This is a genomic window from Francisella hispaniensis FSC454 (assembly GCF_001885235.1).
In the GTDB taxonomy this organism is placed as follows: Bacteria; Pseudomonadota; Gammaproteobacteria; order Francisellales; family Francisellaceae; genus Francisella; species Francisella hispaniensis.
Window position 1 is genome coordinate 181256 of the sequence record NZ_CP018093.1, and the last position, 25391, is coordinate 206646.

A 25391-nucleotide genomic window follows, 5' to 3' on the forward strand; every position below is an offset into this window, starting at 1 on the left:
TTTGTTACTACCGGATAAGACACAAAATACTATATTAGCTTTTTGTTTAATTGATTTTGCTAGTTTTGGCTAGCTGCCAAAGTATAATTGCTAGACAGCTAAGCAATATGAAAATAAACACTATTTGTAAAATACTTTCAAGCTTAATGTATGAAAATATTATTAATCCAACACCTGTAAAAAACATCTTAATAGCACTTTGTACTGCACTAGCTATGCCTTTATCTTTTTTAAAGCCTTGCATACACATTGATAGTATTAATGGCGCGATAATACCGCATAGAAAAGCTGTACCAATGCCAAATATAGTTATGGTAAAAGTATTTGTGTATAACTTAAATAATAATATATATACTATAAAATGAAATAAAAATAACCCAAGTAGTAGAGCGAGAATTTTTTCGGAAGCATATCTATATAAGAAACGTTGTAATGAAAAAGCTCCAGTAGCTAAACTTATAGCGTAGAAGCTGTTTATAAAACCATTGGTAATTACTGGTATGCCTAAGTGATGCAATACAAAAGGCAACATATTATAAAACCCTATAGAATAAACATAAAATAATGCTGAAAGAAGACTCATTGTAAAAAAGTAACGATTTTTGAAATAATACAAATACTTATCTAAAGTGGTTTTATAGTTTATTTTATATTCGAGTCTTCTTGAAGTTTCAGGCATTATTAACAAGATTAACAAAAAAACAATCACATTTATTAACAACAGGGTCATTAAAGAAAATCTCCATGAGCTAACTGATTGTATAAATGCGCCTAGTACTGGTGCAATACATGGCGATATCTGACTAGCTAAGGCATATGAAGAAAATGATTTCCTTAATCTCTTAGGATTATGTGAAACATCAGCAATTATTGATCTACTTATTACAGGACAACCAGCACTACCAATCGCAGTTACAATTCTACCGATGTAGAAAGAAACGATTCCTTGAGCAAAAGCTGATATTAAAATACCTAGAATTGTTATCAATAGTGAAATTAACACAAGTTTCTTGCGTCCATATCTATCACTTAAAAATCCATATGGTAGTTGAAATATTCCTAGGATAAGCATATAGGTTAATACGCTATTTTTAAGTAATGTTTGAGATGTTTCAAAGTCAGATTTAATGTAGGGTAGGGATGGGCTAATAAAATCGATCGACATCAATCCTGTAAGTACAATTAAGCCGCTAAAAAATAAGGCAATACGATATGTTCTAAGCATTTAGAATTTATTTATAAAATAGGTTATATAAAGGATATTTTCTTATAATAAATGCTACTTAGAAAGCTTTATTTAAGATTTTGTATACTTTTTGATAATAGTTGGGTTATTGCTTAACCAGTTATCAAACTCTTGAGCAATTTTCTTACCTTGTGATGTATTATTGAACATAAAAGCTTTGTAGTATTGATTATCATCAACTTTTACAGGTATTTGGCAGATTTTATGATTTTTCGAATGCTGATAAGCTATTTCTAAAGTATCTGTAAACATAATATCAGGATGAATATTATCTATACCTTTTATAATAGAATTTATTGCTTGGTTATTATCGCTTATTATTAGCACTTTAGCATTTTTTAATTTCTGCAATGCAAATACTTGATTTGTACCACCTCTATTTTCAATAACTAATGTTTTTGGATTATCAATATCACTAAAAGTTTGGTACTTATTTAACTTTTTACAAGCAGTCATAGCTGCTTTATTAAATGGTATTAGTGGGTTTGAAAAGACAAATTCTTTTTTACGCTCAGGAGTTATTGTCATTCCTCCAACAAAAACATCAAATTTATTATTTTTTAAATCATTTTCAGCAGTTGCCCAAGAAGTTTTGACAAACTTGATTTGTTCTTTTTTGCTTTTTGCAAAAGCTTCTATGAGCTTTATATCTTTACCAGAGTATTTATTATCTTTGGGATTATAGATTGAAAATGGCGCATAATCGCCAGTTGTTCCTACGGTAATATCAGCATATGCGCTAGAAATCATAACTACAACAGTGGTTGTAACGGCGAATATAGATTTTTTCATTTTTTTAAAAACTATTGTTTTGATGATAAGATTTTACACCAAAGCACAAAAAATAGAATAGCTTAGATAATGATTTTTATTGAGATTGATCTTCTTTTTTTTCTAACCAAGTAGCTACAAAACAACCTACGGTAACCGCTAGACCAGCTGATATAATCCATGCTAAATAATACATATATTTTCTCCTTATTTAGTACATTTCGTGTGAATTAGCTCTAACCTCTTCAGCTGATATTCTTCGACCATTAGCCCACATTTTCTTATATACAAAGAATGTATAGCTAAATATGATCGGAAGAATTATAACAGCTGCGCATAATATACCTATCAGCGATGTTTGGCTACTACTTGCGTTGTAGACGGTTAGACTATACATATAGTCACCAATATTAGATACCATAATAAATGGAAATAAAGTAAAGCCAACGGTTAAAACAGCACCAAGTAAAGACGCCATACTAGCTAAGAAAGCCGCACCATCTCTATCTTGATTGTTAAATCTAATAACAAATATGGCGCCAACAAAAGCTAGTATAGGTGCAAACCACATCCATACATGTGCATGGTTGAAATTATAGTACCATGAATATTCAGTAGTTACTTTACCAGATGTAAAAGCATGATTTAAAGCATCTGATAAATGAGCTAAACTAGCATCTGGGGTAAACTGATAACCAGGTATAAAAGTTATCCAAATTGCAGCGATTATGAATAAAACTATATATACACTTGCTGTTGCATTAGTAATTTTTCTGAATCTGTCACGTAAAATACCACTAGTTCTAAGCTTAGCATAAGCAGAACCGTGCATTAGTGCCATATTTAATGCAAACACACCAAATAATAATGCAAATGGTGTTAGTAAATGTAGTAACGTGATCCACATCGACTGATATTGACCATTTGTTACCGTACCATAAATCAGTCTGGCAGTATCATCATAAGAGATTGGAAAACCTAAATAAAGATTACCAACAGCTACTCCCATCACAACTATAGGGATTATACTTCCAAGTACAAGCATCCAGTCCCAGAAATTGCGCCATTTAGGATTGTCTATTTTCTTTCTATACTCAAAAGCTGGAGGTCTAAGGAAAAGTCCCCATAGTACTACTAAAATTGCAATATATAATCCTGAGAAGCTAGTAGCATATACTTGAGGCCAGATTGCAAATATAGCACCGCCAGCCGTGATAAACCAAACTTGGCTTCCGTCCCATGTAGGTCCTACGGTATTTATGATAGTTCTTTTCTCGTAGTCGTCTTTACCAACGAATTTCGCAAGAATTCCTACACCAAAATCAAAACCAACTGTAGCAGCTACTAAAAATATTAGCACCCCTACAACTAGCCAAGAGATAATTTGTAACACGTCTAATAACATTTATCTCTCCTTATTTACTTTTTTTGTTTTGTTCAAAATAGTATTTACCAGTACCTAGAGAGCTAGGACCAAGTCTTGCATATTTGAACATTAAGAATACCATTACAGCAAATAACGCAGTGTCTATCAAGAAGAATATCGCCATTGATGTTCCAACGTCAGCAGCAGTTAATGCTGAAGAGCTAATACTTGTAGGTAGTTGGTCATAAACAGTCCAAGGTTGACGACCATGTTCAGTTACATACCAGCCAGCAATACATGCAATATAAGGTAATGGTATTGACCAAATCATAACCCTTAGGATAAATCTACTAAATGCATTACTAGTAAGAGCATTTCTAGTAAGTAGAATTAGTCCAACAACTATTAAGGTAAACATAAAGAACCCTATGAATACCATTATTCTGAAGCTCCAGAAAACACTAGCAACATCAGGAACCATATTAGTAGCAACAGCTCTTACTAGTTCTGGATCATTTGCAGCTTTAGTAATTGTTGCTGAATCAGCTACACCATACTTCTCTTGAGCAGCTTGTACTAACATTTTACCAAATCCCATGTACTTCTGATAAGTAGGATTGTTGTAGTTAGTGTAGCTGCTATCAGGAGTGTCGCCACTATGGCCTGTCTCACGCCATTTTAAAAGATCAGCATATGCAAGACCACCTTCTCTAATCATTATTAGAGCAGAAGGTACTTTTTCATATTTGCTTGGATTTGCAGCAGCATCTTGAGGTGAGACATCAGCAGTTTGACCTGTTTTAATATCTCTGTAGTATGCAAGATTTGGATCTCTTGTGCCATCAGCTGTCTTTTTACCATAGAGTATAGCTTTGATTCCAGGAATTTCTGTATCTGTAGAGTGAGTTGCAATCAGACCTAATACAGCTGGGATAGGAACATCAAAATTATTTTTTTGTTCTTTTTGACTTGGTAGAGCTACTGCATTAAATGCTGCTGGAGCTTTAGAAGTATCCCATTCTGCCTCAATAGCTGCCATTTTTAGTGGTTGTACTCTAAAAGCGTCTACACCATTTGCATCACCGAAGATAATTGCAACTATACATGTAATTAAACCAAAACCTAAGCCAATCGCGATAGATCTCTTAGCAAACGCCACATCACGACCTCTAATCAGATAAAATGCACTTATACCGATTACGAAGATTGCTGCAGTAGTATATCCAGCAGTCATCACATGGCCAAAGTTTGTTTGAGCTGTGTGGTTAAGGAATAGGTCTAACAAGCTAACAGTCTCCATTCTCATAGTTGATGCCACAAATTCAGAGCCAACAGGATGCTGCATGTAGCCATTTGCAACTAAGATAAGTAAAGCTGAGAAGCTTGAACCAATTGCTAAGCAAAATGTTGATAGTAAATGTTGTTTTTTTGTAAGTTTATCCCAGCCAAAGAAAAATAAACCAGCAAATGTAGACTCAAGCATAAATGCTGCTAGACCTTCAATAGCTAGCGGTGTACCAAAAATATCACCTACTGATTGAGAGTAGTATGACCAGTTAGTACCAAATTCAAACTCCATGGTTAGACCAGTAATAATACCTAGGGCAAAGTTTATTCCGAGTAATTTACCCCAAAACTTCACCATATCTTTATAAACTTCTTTACCTGTTCTTATATACATTAGCTCCATTGTGAATAAGATCCACGTTAGACCTAAAGTTAGAGGAACAAATAAGAAGTGAAATGACGCTGTTAAACCAAACTGCAATCTTGCTAAGTCAACAGACATGAGCGTTGGTAACATATTTATTTTCTCCTCATAGTTCGAGTAACTAAATGTTGTTAAATTTTTCTAAAAAGAAACTTGGAAGAAAAAATAGGCTGATCTGGGTTGTAGTCACTTTTTCTCACCTTTAATTGTGTTGTTCAAATTGTAACACATTAATTATTTAAATCAAAAAATAAATTCCGCTGAAAGCATTGAAAATAAAGGCTTTGAGTATACTAAAATGGTATAGATTAAATATACTGAAACGGTATAGATTTATGTAAGAATAGTATTTTAGTTGCTGATGGCTATCTGATGCTATTTATAGTTGGCTTTAAATACAAAGGTTATTTGTTTAAATAATTATATATTTAAAGTAAATATTACTTTAATCTTTAATTGGTTTGTGATTGAGTTTGGTTGGTTTGATGCTTGATGATTTTGTATTGAATCAATGGTATATTGTAAGATATTTGATAAAGCTATAAACTTGAATCAGCTAAGCTTTTAAAGTCTTTAAACTGACTTATGAATGCTCTTTCTACGCTTGATTTGTAGTGATGAAATTAATTTTTCCAAGAAGATCTTTTTCATCAAATTCTTTTTTATCAACCTTGATATAGATAGCATTTTCCTCTAAACAAATTATTGATTCATATACACCTTTTTGTTTTTGGAGCAGCTGATCTAATTTTGCTTTTAGGTTTGGTGTTAGTTTATCTAGTCTATAAACTTTTGAATTTAAATAAGTAGGCTCAGCCATTATCAGACTAATTATAAACCAAGATACTGATAAGGCTGTACATAATATAAGCACACCAGCAATACCAAAATGATGGTAAATAATACCGCCAATCATACCACCGATAAAAATGCCAAAAAATTGACAACTAGAAAATACTCCCATAGCGGTCCCTTTACTACCAATGGGAGCTATTTTTGATACCCATGAAGGTAAACAAGACTCTAGAAATGTAAACGCAGCAAAGAAAAATGTTAGGATAAGAGCTAGTAAGAACGTATGTTTGTAACTTATTACTAAAAGTGCTAGACATATACCTAATAGCGCTACTGCAACAATAAAATACTTTTTCATTTTGCGTTGTACTTCGGCAATCATCACAAAAGGAAACATCATGCTAAATGAGATAATCAAAACTGGTAAGTATACTAACCATTGACAGTCAGCATCTATGTTAAGAACATTTGTTAAAATTGGTGGAATTACTATAAACAATGCTGTTAGCGTAGCATGAAGAGTGAATATGCCATAATTAAGTTTAAGTAGCTCTTTGTGAGAAATTACATCTTTGATTAGTTTAAGAACCGGCTTTGCTTCATGATGAAAACTAGGTACTTTAGGTGTAGGTATCTTTGTGAGCATAAAAATGCTTAGTCCACCAAATACTGCAGTGAGCCAAAAAATTCCTGATAAGCCTATAAGACTATTTAGTATAGAGCTAAACATCATTGCTACTAAGAATGAAAAACCAATCGACATACCAATTAAAGACATCGCTTTGAGGCGATTCTCTTCTTTGGTTGAATCAGCGACAAGTGCGGTTAGGGTACTACCTATTGCACCAGCTCCTTGGATTGCTCGACCGATGATTATGCCATATATAGTGCTTGAACAGGCAGCAACTATACTACCGATGATGAAAAATATTAATCCTACAAATATTATTGGTTTGCGTCCAAATTTATCTGATAGAATACTTAGTACAATTTGAAGCATTGCTTGACTTAAGCCATACACTCCAAGAGCTAGACCTATCAAAAATGGTGTGGCATATTCTATATGATTGATGTATAGACTGAAGATAGGGAAAATTATAAATAACCCAATCATTCTAAAGCTATATATCAGTGATATGTTGATAGTTATTTTGGTTTCGTTGTTATACATTGTTTAAATTGATTTTAATAAGATAGTCATGAGTATAATTAATTGATTTTTATAATTAAACATTAATATGCTCTAATCACGATGATTTTTTGATAAATTAAGCTTTTTTATTTACCACTATTACAAAATTAAACATACGTTTGCTGTTTTATTAAGTCATTTTCTTTATTTTTTTATTAGTCTCAAATTCAATTATTAATTAAATTCTCTAGATAAATTTCACGTTAGGTGAAAGAGTTGCTTTTTAGCATATTCGAAATAACCGATATATAAGGTTTTTATTCAGTTATCTCAACTTTTTTATTATGTACAGAGATTAATACGTTAAATTATTACTGGAATGTTTTTTTTTTTAGACATGTTATATATAATGTATTAGTTTGGTGAAATGTGTGTTTGCTTATAAACATAATATTTTAATCGTAAATTAAAAGGGAATGTATTTAAAATGAACTGTAAAAAATACTTGCTAATCTTGTCTAGTGTTGTCGGAGTTCTGTCTTTATCTGGTTGTAAGGGTGGTATCTGGAATCCGATGGGTGTTATTACAGCACAAGAAAAACAATTGCTTATCTTTGCAATAGTCCTTATGCTTTTTGTAGTAGTACCAGTTATAATCTTGACTCTTTGGTTTGCTTGGAAGTATCGTGATGGTGCTAATGCTGAGTATCGCCCAACTTGGAGTCACAGTAACAAGCTAGAGATAATCTGTTGGGGTGTGCCATTTATAATAATTTTGATATTAGCAATTGTTACATGGAAAACTACACACTCATTAAGTCCATATAAACCATTAGAATCTGACAAAAAGCCTGTTGAGATAGATGTGGTAGCATTAAACTGGAAGTGGATGTTTATTTATCCTGAGTACGATATCGCTACGGTTAACTATATTGAGATTCCTAAGGATCGTCCAATTAACTTTAAGATAACTTCAGCAGCGCCGATGAACTCATTTTTTATACCAGAGTTAGCTGGTCAGATTTATGCTATGACTGGTATGACTACGCAACTGCATTTGATAGCGACTCAAGAAGGCAAGTACAGAGGATTTTCAGCAAATTATACTGGTATAGGCTTCGCTGAGATGCAGTTTTATGCAAAAGTTACCAGCCAAGCTGATTTTGATAAATGGGTTAAAGAAGTTAAGAATGGTAAACATCAATCTTTGACATGGGATTACTTCTGGAGCGATCTTGTCAAAGATTCTATAGATAATCCGGTAGCTTACTATTCTCATGTGGATAAGAACCTATTTAACGATATTATTATGTATTACATGATGCCAAACTATAAACCAGGAGAAATGGCTGGTAATATGTCTGGTATGCATATGCATCATAATATGTAGTGTTATTAATAAGTAGTAGTTTTAAATAGGAGACAAATATGCTAGAAGCATTAATTGGAAAACTAAGTAATCCACATTTAGTGTTTCCATACCTATATGAACCAGTAAGCCAACAGTTAATTATATTAACAATGTTTATTGGTATCGTAGTTGCAGGTGTGGCACTAATAGGTGGTATTACATATTTTAAAAAATGGGGTTACTTATGGAATGAGTGGTTCACTACTATTGACCATAAGAAAATAGGTACTATGTATACTATCGTAGCGTTAGTGATGCTGTTCCGTGGTTTTGTCGATGCTGCAATGATGAGAACACAGCAGGCGTTAGCATCTGGTGATAGTACAGGATATCTAATCCCTGAGCATTTTGATCAAATCTTTACTGCTCACGGGGTTATTATGATCTTCTTTGTGGCAATGCCACTTATATTTGCACTAATGAATTGGGTAATTCCTCTACAGATTGGTGCTAGAGACGTTGCATTTCCATATATGAACTCTTTGAGTTTTTGGTTGTTTGTAGTAGGTGCGATGTTGATAAACATTTCACTATTAGTTGGAGATTTCGCACACGCTGGTTGGTTAGCCTATCCGCCATTTTCGGAAACAACTTATAGCCCTACAGTAGGAACAGATTATTATATTTGGGGTCTACAAATATCTGGTATTGGTTCACTAATGACAGGGATTAACTTCTTTGTAACTATTATCAAAATGCGTTGCAAAGGTATGACTTTAATGAAGATGCCTATCTTCACATGGGCTTCATTATGTTCAGTTATCCTTGTAGTTGCTGCTTTCCCAGTTCTAACTGTGACTTTAGGCTTATTGACTTTAGATAGATACTTTGGAACTCACTTCTTCACTGTTTCAGGTGGTGGAGACCAAATGATGTATGTCAACCTAATCTGGATTTGGGGACATCCTGAAGTTTATATTCTTGTATTACCTTTATTCGGTGTATTCTCAGAAGTTGCTGCGACATTCTCTAAGAAGCCACTTTTTGGATATACAACAATGGTTTGGGCAAGTATAGTTATTACTATCTTGTCATTTACTGTATGGTTACACCATTTCTTCACAATGGGTGCAAGTGCGAATGTTAATGCCTTCTTTGGAATTATGACAATGATAATTGCAATTCCTACAGGTGTTAAGATCTTTAACTGGCTATTTACAATGTATAAAGGTCGTATTACATTTGCAACTCCAATGATGTGGTTGATTGGTTTCATGATAGTTTTCTCTGTTGGTGGAATGACAGGGGTATTATTATCTGTACCAGGTGTTGACTTCCAAATGCACAATAGTGTGTTCCTAATCGCACATTTCCATAATGTTATTATCGGTGGTGTTGTATTTGGTGCCTTTTCTGGTCTTAGCTTTTGGTTTCCAAAAATATTTGGTTTCAAGCTAAATGAGCGTTTAGGTAAGTATTCATTCTGGTGTTGGTTTATTGGCTTCTTTGTAGCATTTATGCCATTGTATATATTAGGTACTATGGGTATGACAAGAAGACTGTATCATTATGATGCTGCTACAGGATATCAACCATTGCTTATAGTTGCTTGGATTGGTGCAATCATTATTGGTTTGGGTATATTGCTACAAGTTTTACAGATTATAGTAAGTATTAAGCAAAGAGACCAAAATCGTGTTGGTGCTGATGCTTGGGGTTATGGTCGCACATTAGAGTGGGGTATACCTTCTCCAGTGCCTTTCTATAATTTCTCGCATGATCCAGTGGTTGAAGAGCGTGATGCATATTGGGATCATAAGCAAAAAGGTCTAAATGTAGATAATACTCCTGTAGGTAGTGCTAAGAAATATGAAGATATTCATATGCCAAAAAATACAGCTGTGGGTGTTATAATTGGAGCATTTAGCTTTGTGTTTGGTTTTGCTGCAGTATGGCATATTTGGTGGCTTGCTATCGTAGGTGTTGTAGGTATCATTGGTACTGTATTGTACAGATCATTTGATTATGATATCGACTACTATGTCAAGGCTGATGAAGTTAAAGAAGTTGAAGGTAGATATAATCAACAAGGAGAGTTACAAGTATGAGTACAGTAACTGCAGAACATAACCATCATCATGAACATCATTTTGATGGTTCAAAAAATGTTTTTGGTTTTTGGATATATATTATGAGTGACTGTGTGCTTTTTGCGACATTATTTGCAACGTTTGCAGTATTTCATAAGCATACATTCGGTGGTCCTGGTGCACAGGAGCTATTTAGCCTGCCATACGTATTTGTTGAAACAATGTTGCTACTGATAAGTAGTTTTACATTTGGTTTGGCAATGCTAAACCGTAACTCTGAAAATATTAATCATGTGATTAAGTTTTTATGGATTACTTTCTTTTTAGGTTTAGGATTCATAGTAATGGAAGTACATGAGTTCTATGAGTTAGCTATCGAAGGTCATACATGGTCTTCAAGTGCATTCTTATCATCATTTTTTACATTAGTAGGAACTCATGGATTACATGTTAGTATGGGTCTTATTTGGATTGTGAGTATGATTTTCCAACTTAAGAAGTATGGCATGAATCCTATGGCTAAGACTAAGCTTACTTATTTAGGATTATTTTGGCACTTCTTAGATATCGTATGGATATTTGTATTCTCAATAGTTTACTTATTAGGAGCAGTGTAATATGGCTAAAGAACACTTATATGATCATGATACAGGTGCTGCATATGGTACTCATAAAAGCTATATACAAGGTTTTGTGCTATCTGTAGTTATTACTACAATAGCTTTTGTTTTAGTTGGATTTAAGCTTTTATCTCCAGTTGCTTTATGTGTGACAGTAGCAGTATTAGCTGTAGTACAGCTTTTTGTACAATTAGTGTTTTTCTTGCATTTAAGCACAGATTCAAAAGCACGTTGGAACTTAGTAAGTGCAATTTTTGCAATTATTGTAGTTATAATTGTAGTTGCTGGTACTATGTGGATCATGTTTGACTTATATGACATGATGATGTAATTTCTTTTTTAAATATTTTCTTATTATGTATTTCAAAAGATATCTTCAATTAGCTAAGCCAGGTATTATTTTTGGTAATCTTATTACCCTCATAGGCGGGTTTTTATTAGCTACACATCGAGAAATAGGCTTTGAGTATCTGCCTTTGTTTGTATATGTGATGATAGGTGTTGCATTAATGATTGCAGCAGGCTGTGTCTTTAATAATATTTATGATAAAGATATTGATAGTAGTATGACACGCACACAAAAGCGCCCATTAGTTACTGGAGATATCTCTGTAATACAAGCGACAATATATGGTTCAATACTACTTATATTAAGCTGTTTAGTTTTGTATTACTTAGTAAATCTATTGACATTATGGATTATAATTATAGGTTTTATAGTCTATGTTGGTGTTTATACAGTTTCAAAACGCTTAACTATACATGCTACAGTTTTAGGTGGTATCTCAGGAGCAATTCCCCCAGTAGCTGGTTATACAGCTGTAGTTAATACATTAGACTACAATGCTTTAGCTTTGTTTTTAATTCTATTCTTTTGGCAAATTCCACATTCGTATGCTATAGCGATACTATATATGGATGATTATAAAAAAGTTAAGTTACCAATGCTTCCAATAGTCAAAGGTATGGCTTACACTAAAAAAATTATGTTATTTTATCTAGCTTTATTTGTGGTTTCATGTGCTTTACCGGCAGTGCTTGGAAGTGCAGATTTGTTTTCATTTGTTGTATGTATGCTTGTAGCACTATTTTGGTTGTATAAATCTATACAATCTTATAAAAATGATGTAGATAAAGTTTTTGCTAAAACTGTATTTAAATTCTCCATAATCGTTATTACAGCTATTTGTCTGACGATGGGTTAGTTGTTTTCATTCGATAATAAAAATATATATGCTACTGATTTAATCTGATTTGGCTTTAATTCTTAGAGGCTCTGAAGAGTGGAAGCTAATAAAATCAATACTTATAGTGAGATGCTGAAATAAATTCAGCATGACCTTTTTTGTGTGTAGTTAGCTATAATATTAAAGATCTATATTTAGGCTTTTAGCAATAGCTTTGAGTTTTTTCATGGTCTCTGGGAGCTTTCTAATAGCAATCCATTGTTTGGCAAGTTCACTATCTTTATAAGCAGGGTAACCCATATGGCTTTCACCAGCAGGGACATCCCACATAACTCCAGCTTTACCACCGATACGTGCGCCACTACCAATATTTGTATGATCTTTGATACCAGCGTTACCGGCGATTATAACGCCATCACCAATTGTTACTGAACCACTTATACCAGCTTGCCCACAAATCATACAGCCTTTACCTATAATTACATTGTGACCTATCTGAACAAGATTATCAATTTTGGTATAATCACCAATTATAGTTGAGCCATATTTAGCATTGTCAATACAAGTATTTGAACCAATATCAACAAAGCTACCGATAACAACATTGCCAATATGCGGAATCCTAACAATTGTTCTACCATCTTCAGAAGGTCTATAGCCAAAACCATCTGAACCAATTGAGCAGTTTGAGTATAACCTACAAAAATGTCCTATAATAGTTCTATCGCGAATTGTCACACTTGGCCATATAATACAGTTAGTCCCAATTTTTGCATCATTGTATATACATACATTAGCATAGATAATAGTATTATCACCGATCTCAACATTTTTACCGATATATGCGCCGGGTCCAATGGAGACATTTTTACCAATTTTAGCAGTTGGGTCGATTACAGCTTTCTCGTGGATGCCATTTTGTTCAGGATATGGTACGGAGAAAAGCTCTAATATTTTAGCCATAGCTAAATCAGCATTATTAACTACAATTAAAGGTTTATCATTTATTTGTGCTAATTGATCACTAATTTTTTTACTTACAATAGCTGCAGCCGCTTTTGAATTTTGCCAAAGCTTAATATGTTCTTGTTTATCAATAAGAGTTAGATCATTTTCTTTTGCTTGTTCAGCGTAATTAAGACCTGAAATAATAACTTCATCATTTGGTTGATTGATTACTTTTGCATCTAAGTGCTGAACTATTTGTTTTAGAGTGTATTGCAAACGTTTTCTCCAAATTTATTGTGCTTAAATAATCATAGCAGATTAAGCCATACTTTGATAGTAAGCTTTAAGATTTAGTCACCAACACCAAAGTCAGTATTACTAACAAGTATTTCAAATTGAGGATCTTTAAATAATTCTTTGTATTCTTCTAAAAACCAGCTTTTGAGTTGCTCATCAGCTTGAATGGTGGTAGTGTTATTCACATATAAGTTCAAAGTAGTGTGCTTGAAGTATTTCTTAGCTATTTCGATATCTTTTTTGATAATTTCTTTGGTTTGTCCTTTAACTCCTATCAATAAACACACCGAGTCAAAAAGTTGGCTTAATTGTTGAGGTGAATCATGATAGAAACCTTTGTTAAGGAGCTTCTCTCTAAAATTATTATCAAAGCTCTCCAAGCCTGTTTTTATAAAGATATCTGTTTCAAAAATATCTTTAATTTTGTGTAGATGATCTTTATACATCCAGTGTGCTTCGACAAAAAGTAGCTTGATATTCTTTTGCTTTATTATTTCTTTGATACGCTGTTTAGTTGCTTGAGGAAGTTCAAAAACATTACCAGAATTAATTACTTCTAAGATACCAAATTCACCGGTAACATTTGCTAAAACTTCAAAATTTATCGCATTGATCTCATCAATATTTCTAGAGTTGTCTAGAATATAGTCACAAAATGTACATTTGCCGTAAGCACATGGACGACTTTTAAGCAGTACAATTTCTCTTTTGTAATTATGCACATTTGTAATTTTACTATAGCGATCCATTATCTAATATACTCCTGTGCTTGAATTAGCGCTAGCTCATCAGTGTTTAGATCATGAGTTACTCTAAAAATACCATCTAAGCACTTTGTCACTGCTTTGAGAGTTTCATCTAAGTTTTTACCTTTTAACAGATAACTTAAAAACATTGCTGCTGTAATATCACCAGAGCCACTAACTTTAGATTGAACCTTGTATTTAGGTGATTCAAGATATGAGAAGTTACCATGATGGTATATGGCTATGCCAGTTTTATCTTTGCTAAAAGATACGCTAGTTACGATTATTATTTGGTTGAGATTGCCTGTTTTATTGATGAGTTTTTTACAAGCTATAATAATATCATCATAATTGCGTATTTGAGAATCACTCAAAATACTAAGCTCGAATAGATTAGGTGTGATGATATCAGCTAAAGGTAATAAGTGACTTAAAAAAATATTAGGATGATCAGCAGATGCAAAAATATGCCCATTTTCATCTTCATCATACTTGTCACCAAAGACAGGGTCGCAGCAATATAAGCTGTGGCTGTTTAATTTTTTGAGTTCTACAACTGTATTTGCAATAACCTTGGCAATTTCTAAGTTACCAATATACCCAGATAAGATAGCATCTTGTTGTGCTAAAAAACCATTTACTATGATACCATCAATAACATTTTGAATATCTTCGGCACTAAAAAAAGATCCTTTGTAGAAATCATATTGAGTATGGTTTGAAAGTTGTACTGTGTATATTGGTGAGACTTCTATGCCAAGCTTTTGCATTGGGAAAACTGCCGCTTTATTACCGGCATAGCCATGGGCGACATGCGATTGGATAGATAATACTTTAGGGATTTTTAAAGACATTGATAATTATATACCTAAGTTAGTTTGGATGTTTGCAAGTAGGTCAACAGATGCTTGCTTATCACCAAGTTTGCCTATTTTCATAAATAAGTTAACAGTGTTTTGGTTGCCTTTAACAAGTCTAATAGCAAAATCATCTTGTCCAGACTTATTAAAGAAATTTTTATCTGTAGCATAAGTACCAGTGATTTCAGCATCTTGGCTGTTGATGGTATTATTCTTTACGCTATAGATATTGCTATTATTTAGTGCTAGTAGTGTAGCATTATAAACGCTTTGTAAACTAGTATTATAAAGTTCAGCATAAAATGTACCGTTTACAAATCTGACAATAGAATCACCTGCCGAATTTAAATCATTAGAAAGACTAGCATTATTTGAGCAGCTAACTAGGGTAAGTGTAGCTAGTACATATGCAGCTAAAAGTTTGATTTTTTTCATTGTATTGCTTGATTTATAGTTTAATGTTTAGATTTTATAATAGTATTTAGTCTTTGTAAATTAACTATATCAGAGTTAAGCTCTTGAAAAACAAATAACAAACCCTATACTCTACAAAGGTACTTTAAGATTTTGGAGTAAATCTGTGTCGGTATATAATCATTTTCAAGAATTATTAGAGTTTTTAAACAATCGTGTTGTAGGTCAAGAAAACCTTAACAAACGCTTATTAATCGCTCTATTAGCAGGAGGGCACCTGCTTGTAGAGGGGGCGCCTGGTTTAGCTAAAACAACTGCTATTAAAACATTATCTGAGAGTATAGATTGCTCATATCATAGAGTACAGTTTACTCCTGATCTTTTACCTGCTGATTTGACAGGTACAGAAATTTATATATCACAGCAACAAAGCTTTGAATTTCAGTCTGGACCATTATTTCACAACTTATTGCTTGCTGATGAGATTAACAGGGCTCCTGCTAAGGTACAATCTGCATTGCTTGAGGCTATGGGTGAAAAGCAAATAACAGTTGGTAAGAAAACTTATCCACTATCTAACTTATTTATGGTGATGGCAACACAAAACCCTATTGAGCAAGAAGGAACCTATCCGCTTCCTGAAGCGCAATTAGACAGATTTATGTTATTTGTCAAAATTGAATACCCTGATCCTAAAACAGAGGCAAAAATCTTAGCTATAAGCCGTGGTGAGGCACTAGGACATAAGCTAAAGCATCCTAATATTCACCAAGAAACTATTTTTAAAGCACAAAAAGAAGTACTAAATGTCCAAGTTTCTCAAGCATTAGAGCAATATATTATCGAGCTAATATTAGCAACTAGAGATCCAGCAAAATACAATCAAAATATCAAAAAATGGATTGCGTTTGGTTCTAGTCCTAGAGGTACTATAGCTTTAGATAGAGCGGCACGAGCACACGCGTGGCTTTCAGGTAATGATTATGTCTCTCCTAGTGATGTTCATGCGGTAATTTATGAAGTTCTACGCCATAGGATACTATTAACTTTTGAGGCTGATGTTGATGGTGTAACCAGTGATGATGTTATTACCGAATTACTAAAGGCAGTGCCTATCCCGTAGAGATTAGCTTAGATGAAAAGTTATAAAGGTGTCAAGCCGGATATCAAAGAGCTTTTAAGCTATCGCTACCAAGCCAGAGCATTAAAGCTATTTGCTAATCAAAGGGTAAATACTACTAATGCTGGTAACAATATTTCTAAGGCGAAAGGTCGTGGTATGGATTTTGATGAGGTAAGACATTATCAAGCGGGTGATGACATACGTCTAATGCATTGGTCTTTGACTGCAAGACTTGGCAAGCCATACACTAAAGTTTATCATGAGGAGCGTGAACGTAACCTTTATTTTATTTTAGATCAAAATACTACAATGAACTTTGGTACTAGGGAGTGCTTTAAGAGTGTTAAGGCAGCAAATATTTTAGCTTTGCTTGGCTTTGGAGCTTTAGATGCGCATGATAAAGTCGGAGGTGTTATTTTTGATGACAAAGGCTATAACTATTATACTGCTAAACAAGATAAGTCAGCTTTAATTAAGATGTTTAATTTTGTTGCTGGTGATACTAAGCAATATCAACTAACTTCAGATAAAAAGCTAGCTGATGCGATAAAATTTCTTTATGCAAAAATTCACAGTAATAGTGTTGTAATTGTGATTAGTGACTTTAGTAGTTTTGATGAGCAAGCAAAACAATATCTTAAACTTTTAAGTGCTAAAAATGCTGTAATCAATATTTTTAGTTATGATCCTATAGAAAAAGAGTTGCCAGCTTTGGATACTTTTTATTTCAGTGACGGTAAGCAAAGAATTGCTATAGATAGTGCGAGTAAGCAGCAAAGTAGTATTTATAAGAATTTATATCAAAATAGATATACTGCAATAAAGGATTTTTCGCGTAAGAATAAAACAGGTTTTATTGAAGTAGCAACAAATGATGATTTGGTTAAAGCAATAAATTATGGGATAGCTAGCTATGCAAACTAATAATCTTTTGGAGCAATTAAAAGATATTTATTTGCCAGAGAAGGTTTCTCAATGGTGGCCATTAGCGTATGGTTGGTGGTTACTTTTAGCAGCAGTTATTTTGGTTATTATTGTTAGTTTAGTATTTTTACATTTACGCAGAAAAGCAAAGCGCTATAAAGATTGTATAATAGCTGATTTTAGAAAAACTGTAGAAATTACTTATCAGCAAAAGCCTAAAGAAGTTCTACAAGATATTTCAGTATATCTAAAAAGAGTCGCTTTACAAAAGTTTCCTAATGAGTCAATTAAAACTTTGCACGGTCCGCAATGGCTTGAATTTTTAGATACAAAACTTAAGCAACAAAGTTTCAAAAATACTAAAGCTAATATGCTTGGCAATAGCTATAAGCCAGTTGAGCTAGATAAAGCAACATTAAATGAGATTATGACTGTGGCTGAGCAGTGGTTAAGGAGAGTTCTATGATAAACATAGAATATCCATGGTTTTTCGCTTTGATTATTTTACCATTTTTGGCTTATTGGCTGCTGTCAAGAGCAAAGCGAGATAAACAGCTAGCTTTGAAAACGCCATTTTTTGAACAGCTAGAGTCTCAAATTGGTAATGCTGGTACTCGTAATTTTAAAAGAGCAAATTACCTTAAATATTTATTAGGTGTTATTTGGATACTTTTGATTATCTCAGGGTCAGGTATCCAATGGCTAGGTAAACCAATTAGTTTACCTCAAAGTGGTAGAGATTTGATCATGGCTATAGATTTATCTGGAAGTATGGCTATCCAAGATATGAAAAAATCTAATGGACAAATGGAGTCAAGATTTGATCTAGTGATGCGTGTTGCTAATCAGTTTCTTGATACACGAAAGGGTGATAGAGTTGGTTTGATACTTTTTGGAACTAGAGCATATCTACAAACTCCATTAACTTTTGATATTGCTACAGTCAAAAAAATGCTTGATGATGTTAGTATTGCCTTACCCGGCCCGCAGACAGCTATTGGTGATGCTATAGGCTTAGCAGTTAAAAAACTCAAAAAATACCCTGGAGATTCTAAGGCGTTAATTTTACTAACGGACGGTGAGAATAATTCTGGGACACTACAGCCGCTACAGGCAGCAGAGATCGCCAAACAGTATCATATAAAAATTTATACTATTGGCTTAGGTGGTGGTCAGATGATTGTTGAGACTACTTTTGGTCAGAGATTGATAAATACCTCTGAAGACCTTGATACAACTGTCTTGGAAAAAATTGCTGCAATGACTGGAGGTAAATACTTTAGAGCACAAAATAGTAGTGACCTTAAGAAAGTATATGAGTCGATAGACAAACTTGAGCCAATAGAATCAGATAAAACTGTTGTTAGGCCAGTTACATATTTATATCCATGGAGTCTTGGTTTAGCATTGATTTTGAGTTTTATTATGGCAATTATATGGTTAAAACGCAGGAGAGGATATTAAAATGGTTTTTCATTTTTTAAGACCTTGGTGGCTTTTAGCTCTTATTCCTGTCGTGATTTTTGTGATATTGCTTTTGAAGCATTCATCACAAGCAAATGGTTGGGCTAAGTATTGCGATAGCGATTTATTAGAGCATATAGTCGTTGGTCAGCAATCAACACCAAAAAAGTCACTTATACCATTGATATTTTTGCTTATTTGGTTTGTCACTATTTTTAGTCTGGCTGGACCAACTTGGAAATACAAGGATGTGCCAGTTTACCAAAAAAATATCTCAAGAGTTATAGCATTAGATGTTTCGCAATCTATGGATACTACAGATGTTTCACCAAGTAGGCTAGAGCGAGCTAAGTATAAGATATTTGACATTCTGCGTCGCATAAAAGAAGGACAAGTCGGTATGATAGTTTTCTCAAGTGAGCCATTTGTAGTATCACCACTTACTTCAGACGCTAATACTATTGAAAATCTTGTTACGGTAATTAACTCAGATATAGTTCCAGTACAAGGTCATAATATTTATAAAGCCCTCAAAAAATCAGCACAGCTAATTGAGCAAGCTGGAGCACAGCAAGGACAAATAATTTTAATAACAGACTCATCGCCATCGCCACAAGCAATAAGTCAAGCAAAGCAGCTTGCACAGCAAGGAATAAAAACTGATGTTTATGCAATAGGAACTCCTATGGGGGGAATAGCTAAGGATGAGAAAGGTAATTATCTAAAGGATAGTCAAGGCAATATTCAATACTTTGGTATAGATTTAAGTAAACTTGAAAGCTTAGCAACTGCTGGAGCTGGGAAATTAGTAACGCTGACAGCTAATAATAGCGATGTTAAAAGCTTATTGTCAGAGCAACAAGTAAGCTCAACAAAAAAATCAAAAGAGCAGTCAGCAAATATTTTTTGGCAAGATGGGGGTATATATTTTATATGGTTGGTGACTATTTTGAGTGTATTTCTTTTTAGAAGAGGTATTTTGGAGAGAGTATGTCGCTAAGAAAATTAATATTTGTCTTGTTATTATTACCATGTTTTTGTTTTGCGAATAAGTGGAATGATTTATGGCAAACAAGAGATCAACAAGGTATGAGCTATTATGAAAGTGGTAATGCAAAAAAGGCGGCTGAAGCTTTTGAAAATAGTAATTGGAAAGGTTCTTCATACTATAAGGCTGGAGACTATCAAAACGCATACCAAGAGTTTAAAAAAGATGATTCAGCTAAAGGGTTGTACAATCAGGGTAATGCCTTAACGCATATGGGCGAATACAAAAAAGCTATAGACGCATATACAAAAGCTATACAAAAAAGACCAGATTTTGCAGATGCAAAAAATAATTTAGAAGTTGCTAAAGAGTTAGAAAAACAACAAAAGCAACAGCAAAATAATAACAAAGATAATAAAGATAATAAAGATAATAAAGATAATAAAGATAATAAAGATAATAAAGATAATAAAGATAATAAAGATAATAAAGATAATAAAGATAATAAAGATAATAAAGATAATAAAGATAATAAAGATAATAAAGATAATAAAGATAATAAAGATAATAAAGATAATAAAGATAATAAGGATAATAAGGATAATAAGGATAATAAGGATAATAAGGATAATAAGGATAATAAGGATAATAAGGATAATAAGGATAATAAGGATAATAAGGATAATAAGGATAATAAGGATAATAAGGATAATAAGGATAATAAGGATAATAAGGATAATAAGGATAATAAGGATAATAAGGATAATAAGGATAATAAGGATAATAAGGATAATAAGGATAATAAGGATAATAAGGATCAAAATGAACAAGCTAAAATTGATCAGCGTCAAAAAGAGCTTAATAATAAGGAAGCAAATAAACTTTTATCAATGATATATGATGATCCCGGTGGACTTCTTAAAAATAAATTTGCACGTGACTACCAGAGAATGATAGGAGACAAGCGTGAAAACTAAGTTATTTAAACTAATAAGTATATTTATACTATCAGTAACTATTTTGAATTTAAGCTATGCTAATGTTTCAGCTAGTATTGATAGAGCTCATCTTGAAAAAGGCGAGACATTTGAACTGGTGTTACATTTAGATAATTTTGATACACAACCAGATTTAGATGTTTTAAATAAAGATTTTACTGTTTATAACACTAGCACTAGTAGTAAAACCACTGTCATTAATGGACAACAGAGCTCTCAATTTGAGATGATCGTCACGCTTATGCCAAATAAAACAGGAAAGCTAACCATACCGGCAATCAAAGTTGGTAACCAAAGTACAAAACCTATAAATATAGAGGTTGATAAAGAGCTTTCAAATGAGGAAGAGCGTAATTATCAAGATTTGTTTGCTATAGGTTCATTGGCTACAGATGAAACTTACGTTAATGTGCCGGTTTTATATACTTTGAGACTATATTATGCAACACCTATCCTAAGCTTACAGCCTAAGCCATTTGATATAAAAAATTCTACAATAAAGCAGACAAATCATAGAAAAACTTACCAAAAACGTATCAATGGTAAAATGTATGATGTTGTTGAAGAAAGCTTTTTGATAATTCCTAATATTACCGGGACTATACGTATACCAGCTATTGTTTTAGAAGCAACAATTCCAAACACTTTTGGGCAGCTAGGTACTCGAGTAAAATATTTCTCAACTGAGGCAAAACTTCTCAAGGTTAAACCAATTCCAAATGATATAAGTATTAATGATTGGTTTCCAGCAGCTGATGTGCAAATTAGTGATAACTGGTCTGCTGACAAAAATATCAAAGAAGGTGAGCTTCTAACAAGAACAATCAAGATTAAGGCAAAAGGTGTCTTAAGTAATGATATACCAAAGCTAGAGTTTAAATCTTCTGATACTTTTAATGTCTACCCTGAAAAACCAGAGCTTCAAGATATTGAGCAGGCTGGTCAACTAACTGGTGTTGCTACCTATAAAATTGGTTACATGCCAGTTAAACAAGGTAAAGCAATTATCCCAGCAATCAACCTTAAGTGGTTTGATGTCGATAATCATAAATCAAAAGTAGCTAGCATAGCTGCAAAAACTTTTGATGTGCAAAAAGGTAATATCTCAAGTTCTAATTTTGTTGCTAATAGCCAGCCATTATCTTCACAGGTTGTACAAAAGATCGTTAAAGATACTTTTTGGCGTGATGTTGCTATAGGACTTTTTATCTTATGGCTTATAACATTTATATTGCTTATAAAATGTAAAATTACAAAAAAAATCACTATCAAAGCTGGTGAAAAGCAAGGTGATTTATATCAAAAAAATACTGGCTTAAAAGAGATAAAAAAAGCATGCAACAAAAAAGATAATGTTCAGCTACAAAGAGCAATTATTGGTTGGGCAAATACTCAAGTTGATAAACAAGTATTTTCATTACTTGAAGTTGCAGAGGTATTTCCACACTTAAAAGATATCTTAAAAGAGCTAAATGCTGGAATATATGCTGTGAAAGATTTTAATAATTATCATGAGCTGCTAAATTTAATTAAAAGTACAACTAAAATTACTAAAACAAAATCTAGTAATTTAATTAAAGGTTTATACGAGTAGGTGATTATGAAAAAAATTTTATTATGCATATTTATGTTTGTGGCTTTTGTTGCTTCAGTAAATGCACAAACTGTATTGATAACGGGCTTTGCACCTTTTGGTGGCGAGAAAATAAATCCATCTTGGCAAGCGGTTAAGCAACTTCCTGATACTATCGATGGAGCCAAAATCATTAAAAAACAAATTCCAGTTTCTTTTAGGGGCTCGGTTAATGATTTAGACAAATTAATTAAGGAATATAATCCTGATGTAATTATTGCAGTTGGCGAAGCTGGCGGTCGAGCAGCAGTATCCATCGAAAGAGTGGCGATAAATGTTGATGATGCTAGGATCCCAGATAATGATAACTATCAACCTAAAAATATTAAGATATCAATAAATGGCAAGAATGCTTATTTCTCTAAACTGCCAATTTATCAAATCCAAGAAGCGATACAAGCACAAGGCATTCCAGCTTATATATCTGATAGCGCTGGGACATATGTTTGTAACCATGTAATGTATCATCTATTAGAAGTACTGAGCAAAAAGTATCCTAATAAGATAGCAGGATTTATACATGTACCATACGCACCAGAGCAAGTTGTTGATAAATCAGATATGCCTAGTATGAGTACTGATCAGGCTACGCAAGCATTAAAAATAGCTATACAAACATCGATAACTAAGCAGTAGGTAGTTTGTATGCAAAAAGGCTGGAAATATTATTTAGGCATATTACTGTTTGTTTTATCGTTTGTGCCTTATATTGTGGTTTTTTGCATAATCCCTTTTCTAGGGCTATCTACATCTAATTATTTGGCAATTTCATCAATTTTACTTATCAGTGCCGAGGGTATTTTTTTAGTATCTGTAATGTTGCTTGGTAAAGTTATAATTGATACGATAAAATCAGCGATAAAGAAAGTTTTTAAGTCAGCATTTACAGCTCAAAATCCTATTAGTCGTATAAGGCATAATATTGGATTGATTATGTTTTTCGCTAGTTTGATATACCCAACGTTATTGCTAGAGATGATACTTATTTTTGACAAAATTAACCAAGTTGGGCAGCTAAATATGATGCTTATCTTGTTTAGTGGTGATATTGTTTTCATAGCTAGTTTCTTTATCTTAGGTGGTGAGTTTATTAGTAAGTTAAAATCTTTATTTAAGTATCATAAATGATAATCTTTAATTGTTGGAGTAACTAGATTTATTATGAAAGTAGAGTTTAAGGTTTTGCAAACACAAGATATTAACCAAATGCTAGAAGTGTTGATTACTACAGTTATCAAAGAGTATAGCGAGCGCAAAACTATAGCGATTCTTGCGCCTACAGGTATTGCAAAACAACTTGATGATGATTTATGGCAAGATGGTCAAGATTCTTTTATCCCACACCATTGTGCTATAAATGCTAGAGAATATAACCAATATAAAAATATTCCAATTCTTATTACAGATAATTTATTTATCACTTCAGGTTATGATGTTTTAATAAATATTATGGAAGTAGCAGTTGATCCTCAACGAGTTAAAGTCAAAGAGCTAAAAGAGTTTGTCTATCAACAAGATAGCGCTTTACAGGCTTCACGTAAAAAGTATGTTTTTATAAGAACTCAAATTTAGAAATAACTACTACTAAAAATATTTAGTTTAATTTTTTATAAAAAATATATTATCTTTATATTTGTGATATAATTCTTTTTTTTAAATTATAAATTGAAAAAGTGAATTCAATTATAACCCCGCCTATTTTATTCTTTTTTCTTGGTCTTATCGCTGCGATATTTAAAAGTAACATTAGTATTCCTGATGATATAAAGAAGTTTCTTTCAATATACCTGCTTATTTCAATTGGATATAAGGGAGGTTTTCAAATATATAATAACGGAATAGATAGTTATGCTATTTTTGTAATACTAATATGTATGCTATTTTCATTTTTCATGCCTTTTATTTTATTTTTTCTTTTAAAAAAGTGGGTTTTAAAAACAGGACCTGACTCAGTTTTAATAGCATCATCCTACAGTTCCGTAAGTGCTGTTACTTTTATAACAGCTTTAAATGTATTGATAGCCGATAATATTGACTATAATGGGTATATGATAGTTGCGCTAACAGTTATGGAGTTTCCAGCTATAATTGCGGGGATGATGATATATTATCTCTTCGTAGTGAAAGGAAGTGCTTCTGTATCTCAATTGACAACTTTTAGAAGGTCAGCCAAAGAGGCTTTGTTAGATTATTCAGTTGTTCTATTAGTGGGGAGCTTAATTATAGGCTTCTTATGTGGAGATGGTGGAAATCTAGATATGGCTCCATTAACTTCATCTTTGTTTAAAGGAATGCTTGCTCTTTTTCTTTTAGGTATGGGAGTTTCTGCTGGTCAGCAGATAAGCTTATTAAGAAAAGCAGGGGTAAAGCTAATAGCTTTTGCTGTATTCGTGCCAATAGTTTTATCATGCTTGGCTATTTTAATAGGATCGTCTATACATTTGGGAGAAGGTAATACATTATTGCTAGCAATACTTTTTGGTGGTGCATCATATATAGCTGTTCCAGCAGCTATGTCAGAAACAGTTGAAGGTGGTAATATTGGATTAATGGTAGCTTTGGCACTTGTGGTTACTTTTGTTTTTAATATTAGTGTAGGGATTCCTCTATATCTGAAAATTCTTTCTTAATAGTTGTTTAAATTATTTTAGTTTCTATATTTTTTCTCTCAACCTTGCTAAAATTATTTGCATTAATTTTTCTATAAACTTAGATATTTACGGCGCT

Annotated in this window: 25 protein-coding genes and 1 pseudogene; 16 read left to right on the forward strand and 10 right to left on the reverse strand. The window is 32.9% G+C overall.

What is annotated here, in order from left to right; translation table 11 throughout:
- Window positions 1–46 precede the first annotated feature (46 nt).
- From FSC454_RS00885 to FSC454_RS00910, 6 genes are all read right to left on the reverse strand, one after another.
- Window positions 47–1225 (reverse strand): MFS transporter, encoded by a 1179-nt coding sequence (locus FSC454_RS00885; RefSeq protein ID WP_066046334.1) that lies wholly within the window; start codon window positions 1223–1225, stop codon window positions 47–49.
- Between the two features lie 72 nt (window positions 1226–1297).
- Window positions 1298–2038 carry a transporter substrate-binding domain-containing protein gene (locus tag FSC454_RS00890; protein ID WP_066046335.1) on the reverse strand — a complete coding sequence of 247 codons (741 nt, stop codon included), beginning with the start codon at window positions 2036–2038 and terminating at the stop codon, window positions 1298–1300.
- A gap of 76 nt (window positions 2039–2114) precedes the next feature.
- Window positions 2115–2213 carry a CydX/CbdX family cytochrome bd oxidase small subunit gene (locus tag FSC454_RS00895; protein ID WP_071794756.1) on the reverse strand — a complete coding sequence of 33 codons (99 nt, stop codon included), beginning with the start codon at window positions 2211–2213 and terminating at the stop codon, window positions 2115–2117.
- Window positions 2214–2228: 15 nt separating this feature from the next.
- Entirely contained in the window at window positions 2229–3422 is a 1194-nt protein-coding gene (gene cydB / locus FSC454_RS00900; protein WP_066046336.1) for a cytochrome d ubiquinol oxidase subunit II, read from the reverse strand.
- A 10-nt stretch (window positions 3423–3432) separates the two neighbouring features.
- Window positions 3433–5187, reverse strand: coding sequence for a cytochrome ubiquinol oxidase subunit I (locus FSC454_RS00905; RefSeq protein ID WP_066046337.1), 1755 nt, complete (start codon window positions 5185–5187; stop codon window positions 3433–3435).
- 505 nt (window positions 5188–5692) lie between these two features.
- Complete coding sequence (locus FSC454_RS00910; protein WP_066046338.1) at window positions 5693–7060, reverse strand: MFS transporter; 1368 nt, start codon at window positions 7058–7060, stop codon at window positions 5693–5695.
- Window positions 7061–7508: 448 nt separating this feature from the next.
- On the opposite strand from FSC454_RS00910, the gene cyoA reads away from it, so the two are divergent.
- Genes cyoA through cyoE form a run of 5 tightly spaced genes read left to right on the forward strand, consistent with a single transcriptional unit; the run spans window position 7509 to window position 12287 of the window.
- Window positions 7509–8411 (forward strand): ubiquinol oxidase subunit II, encoded by a 903-nt coding sequence (cyoA, locus tag FSC454_RS00915; protein WP_066046339.1) that lies wholly within the window; start codon window positions 7509–7511, stop codon window positions 8409–8411.
- 38 nt (window positions 8412–8449) lie between these two features.
- Window positions 8450–10480, forward strand: a complete 2031-nt coding sequence (gene cyoB / locus FSC454_RS00920; protein WP_066046340.1) for a cytochrome o ubiquinol oxidase subunit I — start codon at window positions 8450–8452, stop codon at window positions 10478–10480.
- Entirely contained in the window at window positions 10477–11079 is a 603-nt protein-coding gene (gene cyoC, locus FSC454_RS00925) for a cytochrome o ubiquinol oxidase subunit III (RefSeq protein WP_014547519.1), read from the forward strand. The genes cyoB and cyoC overlap by 4 nt, the downstream gene beginning before the upstream one ends.
- 1 nt (window position 11080) lies before the next feature.
- Window positions 11081–11413, forward strand: a complete 333-nt coding sequence (gene cyoD, locus FSC454_RS00930; protein ID WP_066046341.1) for a cytochrome o ubiquinol oxidase subunit IV — start codon at window positions 11081–11083, stop codon at window positions 11411–11413.
- A gap of 25 nt (window positions 11414–11438) precedes the next feature.
- Complete coding sequence (cyoE, locus tag FSC454_RS00935; RefSeq protein ID WP_066046342.1) at window positions 11439–12287, forward strand: heme o synthase; 849 nt, start codon at window positions 11439–11441, stop codon at window positions 12285–12287.
- 162 nt (window positions 12288–12449) lie between these two features.
- Here the strand turns inward: cyoE and lpxD are convergent, their stop codons facing one another.
- From lpxD to FSC454_RS00955, 4 genes are all read right to left on the reverse strand, one after another.
- The gene (gene lpxD, locus FSC454_RS00940; protein WP_014547522.1) at window positions 12450–13493 is read right to left on the reverse strand and encodes a UDP-3-O-(3-hydroxymyristoyl)glucosamine N-acyltransferase; all 1044 of its coding nucleotides are present in this window, start codon (window positions 13491–13493) and stop codon (window positions 12450–12452) included.
- 74 nt (window positions 13494–13567) lie between these two features.
- Entirely contained in the window at window positions 13568–14263 is a 696-nt protein-coding gene (locus tag FSC454_RS00945; protein ID WP_066046343.1) for a radical SAM protein, read from the reverse strand.
- Complete coding sequence (gene pdxY / locus FSC454_RS00950; protein WP_066046344.1) at window positions 14263–15114, reverse strand: pyridoxal kinase; 852 nt, start codon at window positions 15112–15114, stop codon at window positions 14263–14265. The genes FSC454_RS00945 and pdxY overlap by 1 nt, the downstream gene beginning before the upstream one ends.
- A 6-nt stretch (window positions 15115–15120) precedes the next feature.
- Window positions 15121–15555: a DUF3568 family protein gene (locus FSC454_RS00955; protein WP_066046345.1), complete on the reverse strand. Its 435-nt coding sequence runs from the start codon at window positions 15553–15555 to the stop codon at window positions 15121–15123.
- Window positions 15556–15700: 145 nt separating this feature from the next.
- Between FSC454_RS00955 and FSC454_RS00960 the strand changes: the two genes are divergently transcribed.
- From FSC454_RS00960 to FSC454_RS01010, 11 genes and pseudogenes are all read left to right on the forward strand, one after another.
- Window positions 15701–16657, forward strand: a complete 957-nt coding sequence (locus FSC454_RS00960; protein WP_066046346.1) for an AAA family ATPase — start codon at window positions 15701–15703, stop codon at window positions 16655–16657.
- 12 nt (window positions 16658–16669) lie between these two features.
- Window positions 16670–17581 carry a DUF58 domain-containing protein gene (locus FSC454_RS00965; protein WP_066046347.1) on the forward strand — a complete coding sequence of 304 codons (912 nt, stop codon included), beginning with the start codon at window positions 16670–16672 and terminating at the stop codon, window positions 17579–17581.
- On the forward strand, window positions 17571–18047 hold the full coding sequence (locus FSC454_RS00970) for a DUF4381 domain-containing protein (protein WP_066046348.1): 477 nt from the start codon (window positions 17571–17573) through the stop codon (window positions 18045–18047). Before FSC454_RS00965 ends, FSC454_RS00970 begins: the two co-directional genes overlap by 11 nt.
- Window positions 18044–19045 (forward strand): vWA domain-containing protein, encoded by a 1002-nt coding sequence (locus tag FSC454_RS00975; RefSeq protein WP_066046349.1) that lies wholly within the window; start codon window positions 18044–18046, stop codon window positions 19043–19045. The genes FSC454_RS00970 and FSC454_RS00975 overlap by 4 nt, the downstream gene beginning before the upstream one ends.
- A 1-nt stretch (window position 19046) precedes the next feature.
- Window positions 19047–20045, forward strand: coding sequence for a vWA domain-containing protein (locus tag FSC454_RS00980; protein WP_066046350.1), 999 nt, complete (start codon window positions 19047–19049; stop codon window positions 20043–20045).
- Complete coding sequence (locus FSC454_RS00985) at window positions 20036–21010, forward strand: tetratricopeptide repeat protein (protein WP_071794757.1); 975 nt, start codon at window positions 20036–20038, stop codon at window positions 21008–21010. Before FSC454_RS00980 ends, FSC454_RS00985 begins: the two co-directional genes overlap by 10 nt.
- Window positions 21000–22625, forward strand: coding sequence for a BatD family protein (locus FSC454_RS00990; RefSeq protein ID WP_066045941.1), 1626 nt, complete (start codon window positions 21000–21002; stop codon window positions 22623–22625). Before FSC454_RS00985 ends, FSC454_RS00990 begins: the two co-directional genes overlap by 11 nt.
- A 6-nt stretch (window positions 22626–22631) precedes the next feature.
- A complete protein-coding gene (gene pcp, locus FSC454_RS00995; protein WP_014547533.1) occupies window positions 22632–23300 on the forward strand; it encodes a pyroglutamyl-peptidase I in 669 nt (222 codons plus the stop codon).
- A gap of 9 nt (window positions 23301–23309) precedes the next feature.
- Entirely contained in the window at window positions 23310–23792 is a 483-nt protein-coding gene (locus tag FSC454_RS01000; RefSeq protein ID WP_066045938.1) for a transporter suffix domain-containing protein, read from the forward strand.
- A gap of 33 nt (window positions 23793–23825) precedes the next feature.
- Window positions 23826–24262, forward strand: a pseudogene (locus FSC454_RS01005) (DNA polymerase III subunit chi).
- Window positions 24263–24337: 75 nt separating this feature from the next.
- The gene (locus FSC454_RS01010) at window positions 24338–25294 is read left to right on the forward strand and encodes a sodium-dependent bicarbonate transport family permease (RefSeq protein ID WP_066045932.1); all 957 of its coding nucleotides are present in this window, start codon (window positions 24338–24340) and stop codon (window positions 25292–25294) included.
- Window positions 25295–25391: the final 97 nt, after the last annotated feature.

Excerpts from the sequence above, each read along its gene's own strand:
- cyoA (WP_066046339.1), top strand. The coding sequence starts at position 7,509 with ATGAACTGTAAAAAATACTTGCTAATCTTGTCTAGTGTTGTCGGAGTT.
- pdxY (WP_066046344.1), bottom strand. The coding sequence starts at position 15,114 with ATGTCTTTAAAAATCCCTAAAGTATTATCTATCCAATCGCATGTCGCC.
- FSC454_RS00970 (WP_066046348.1), top strand. The coding sequence starts at position 17,571 with ATGCAAACTAATAATCTTTTGGAGCAATTAAAAGATATTTATTTGCCA.
- cydB (WP_066046336.1), bottom strand. The coding sequence starts at position 3,422 with ATGTTATTAGACGTGTTACAAATTATCTCTTGGCTAGTTGTAGGGGTG.
- cyoC (WP_014547519.1), top strand. The coding sequence starts at position 10,477 with ATGAGTACAGTAACTGCAGAACATAACCATCATCATGAACATCATTTT.
- FSC454_RS00980 (WP_066046350.1), top strand. The coding sequence starts at position 19,047 with ATGGTTTTTCATTTTTTAAGACCTTGGTGGCTTTTAGCTCTTATTCCT.
- FSC454_RS00975 (WP_066046349.1), top strand. The coding sequence starts at position 18,044 with ATGATAAACATAGAATATCCATGGTTTTTCGCTTTGATTATTTTACCA.
- cyoB (WP_066046340.1), top strand. The coding sequence starts at position 8,450 with ATGCTAGAAGCATTAATTGGAAAACTAAGTAATCCACATTTAGTGTTT.
- FSC454_RS01000 (WP_066045938.1), top strand. The coding sequence starts at position 23,310 with ATGCAAAAAGGCTGGAAATATTATTTAGGCATATTACTGTTTGTTTTA.
- FSC454_RS00945 (WP_066046343.1), bottom strand. The coding sequence starts at position 14,263 with ATGGATCGCTATAGTAAAATTACAAATGTGCATAATTACAAAAGAGAA.
- cyoD (WP_066046341.1), top strand. The coding sequence starts at position 11,081 with ATGGCTAAAGAACACTTATATGATCATGATACAGGTGCTGCATATGGT.
- FSC454_RS00985 (WP_071794757.1), top strand. The coding sequence starts at position 20,036 with ATGTCGCTAAGAAAATTAATATTTGTCTTGTTATTATTACCATGTTTT.
- cyoE (WP_066046342.1), top strand. The coding sequence starts at position 11,439 with ATGTATTTCAAAAGATATCTTCAATTAGCTAAGCCAGGTATTATTTTT.
- FSC454_RS00885 (WP_066046334.1), bottom strand. The coding sequence starts at position 1,225 with ATGCTTAGAACATATCGTATTGCCTTATTTTTTAGCGGCTTAATTGTA.
- FSC454_RS00910 (WP_066046338.1), bottom strand. The coding sequence starts at position 7,060 with ATGTATAACAACGAAACCAAAATAACTATCAACATATCACTGATATAT.
- FSC454_RS00895 (WP_071794756.1), bottom strand. The coding sequence starts at position 2,213 with ATGTATTATTTAGCATGGATTATATCAGCTGGTCTAGCGGTTACCGTA.
- FSC454_RS00890 (WP_066046335.1), bottom strand. The coding sequence starts at position 2,038 with ATGAAAAAATCTATATTCGCCGTTACAACCACTGTTGTAGTTATGATT.
- FSC454_RS00905 (WP_066046337.1), bottom strand. The coding sequence starts at position 5,187 with ATGTTACCAACGCTCATGTCTGTTGACTTAGCAAGATTGCAGTTTGGT.
- pcp (WP_014547533.1), top strand. The coding sequence starts at position 22,632 with ATGAAAAAAATTTTATTATGCATATTTATGTTTGTGGCTTTTGTTGCT.
- FSC454_RS00955 (WP_066046345.1), bottom strand. The coding sequence starts at position 15,555 with ATGAAAAAAATCAAACTTTTAGCTGCATATGTACTAGCTACACTTACC.
- FSC454_RS00965 (WP_066046347.1), top strand. The coding sequence starts at position 16,670 with ATGAAAAGTTATAAAGGTGTCAAGCCGGATATCAAAGAGCTTTTAAGC.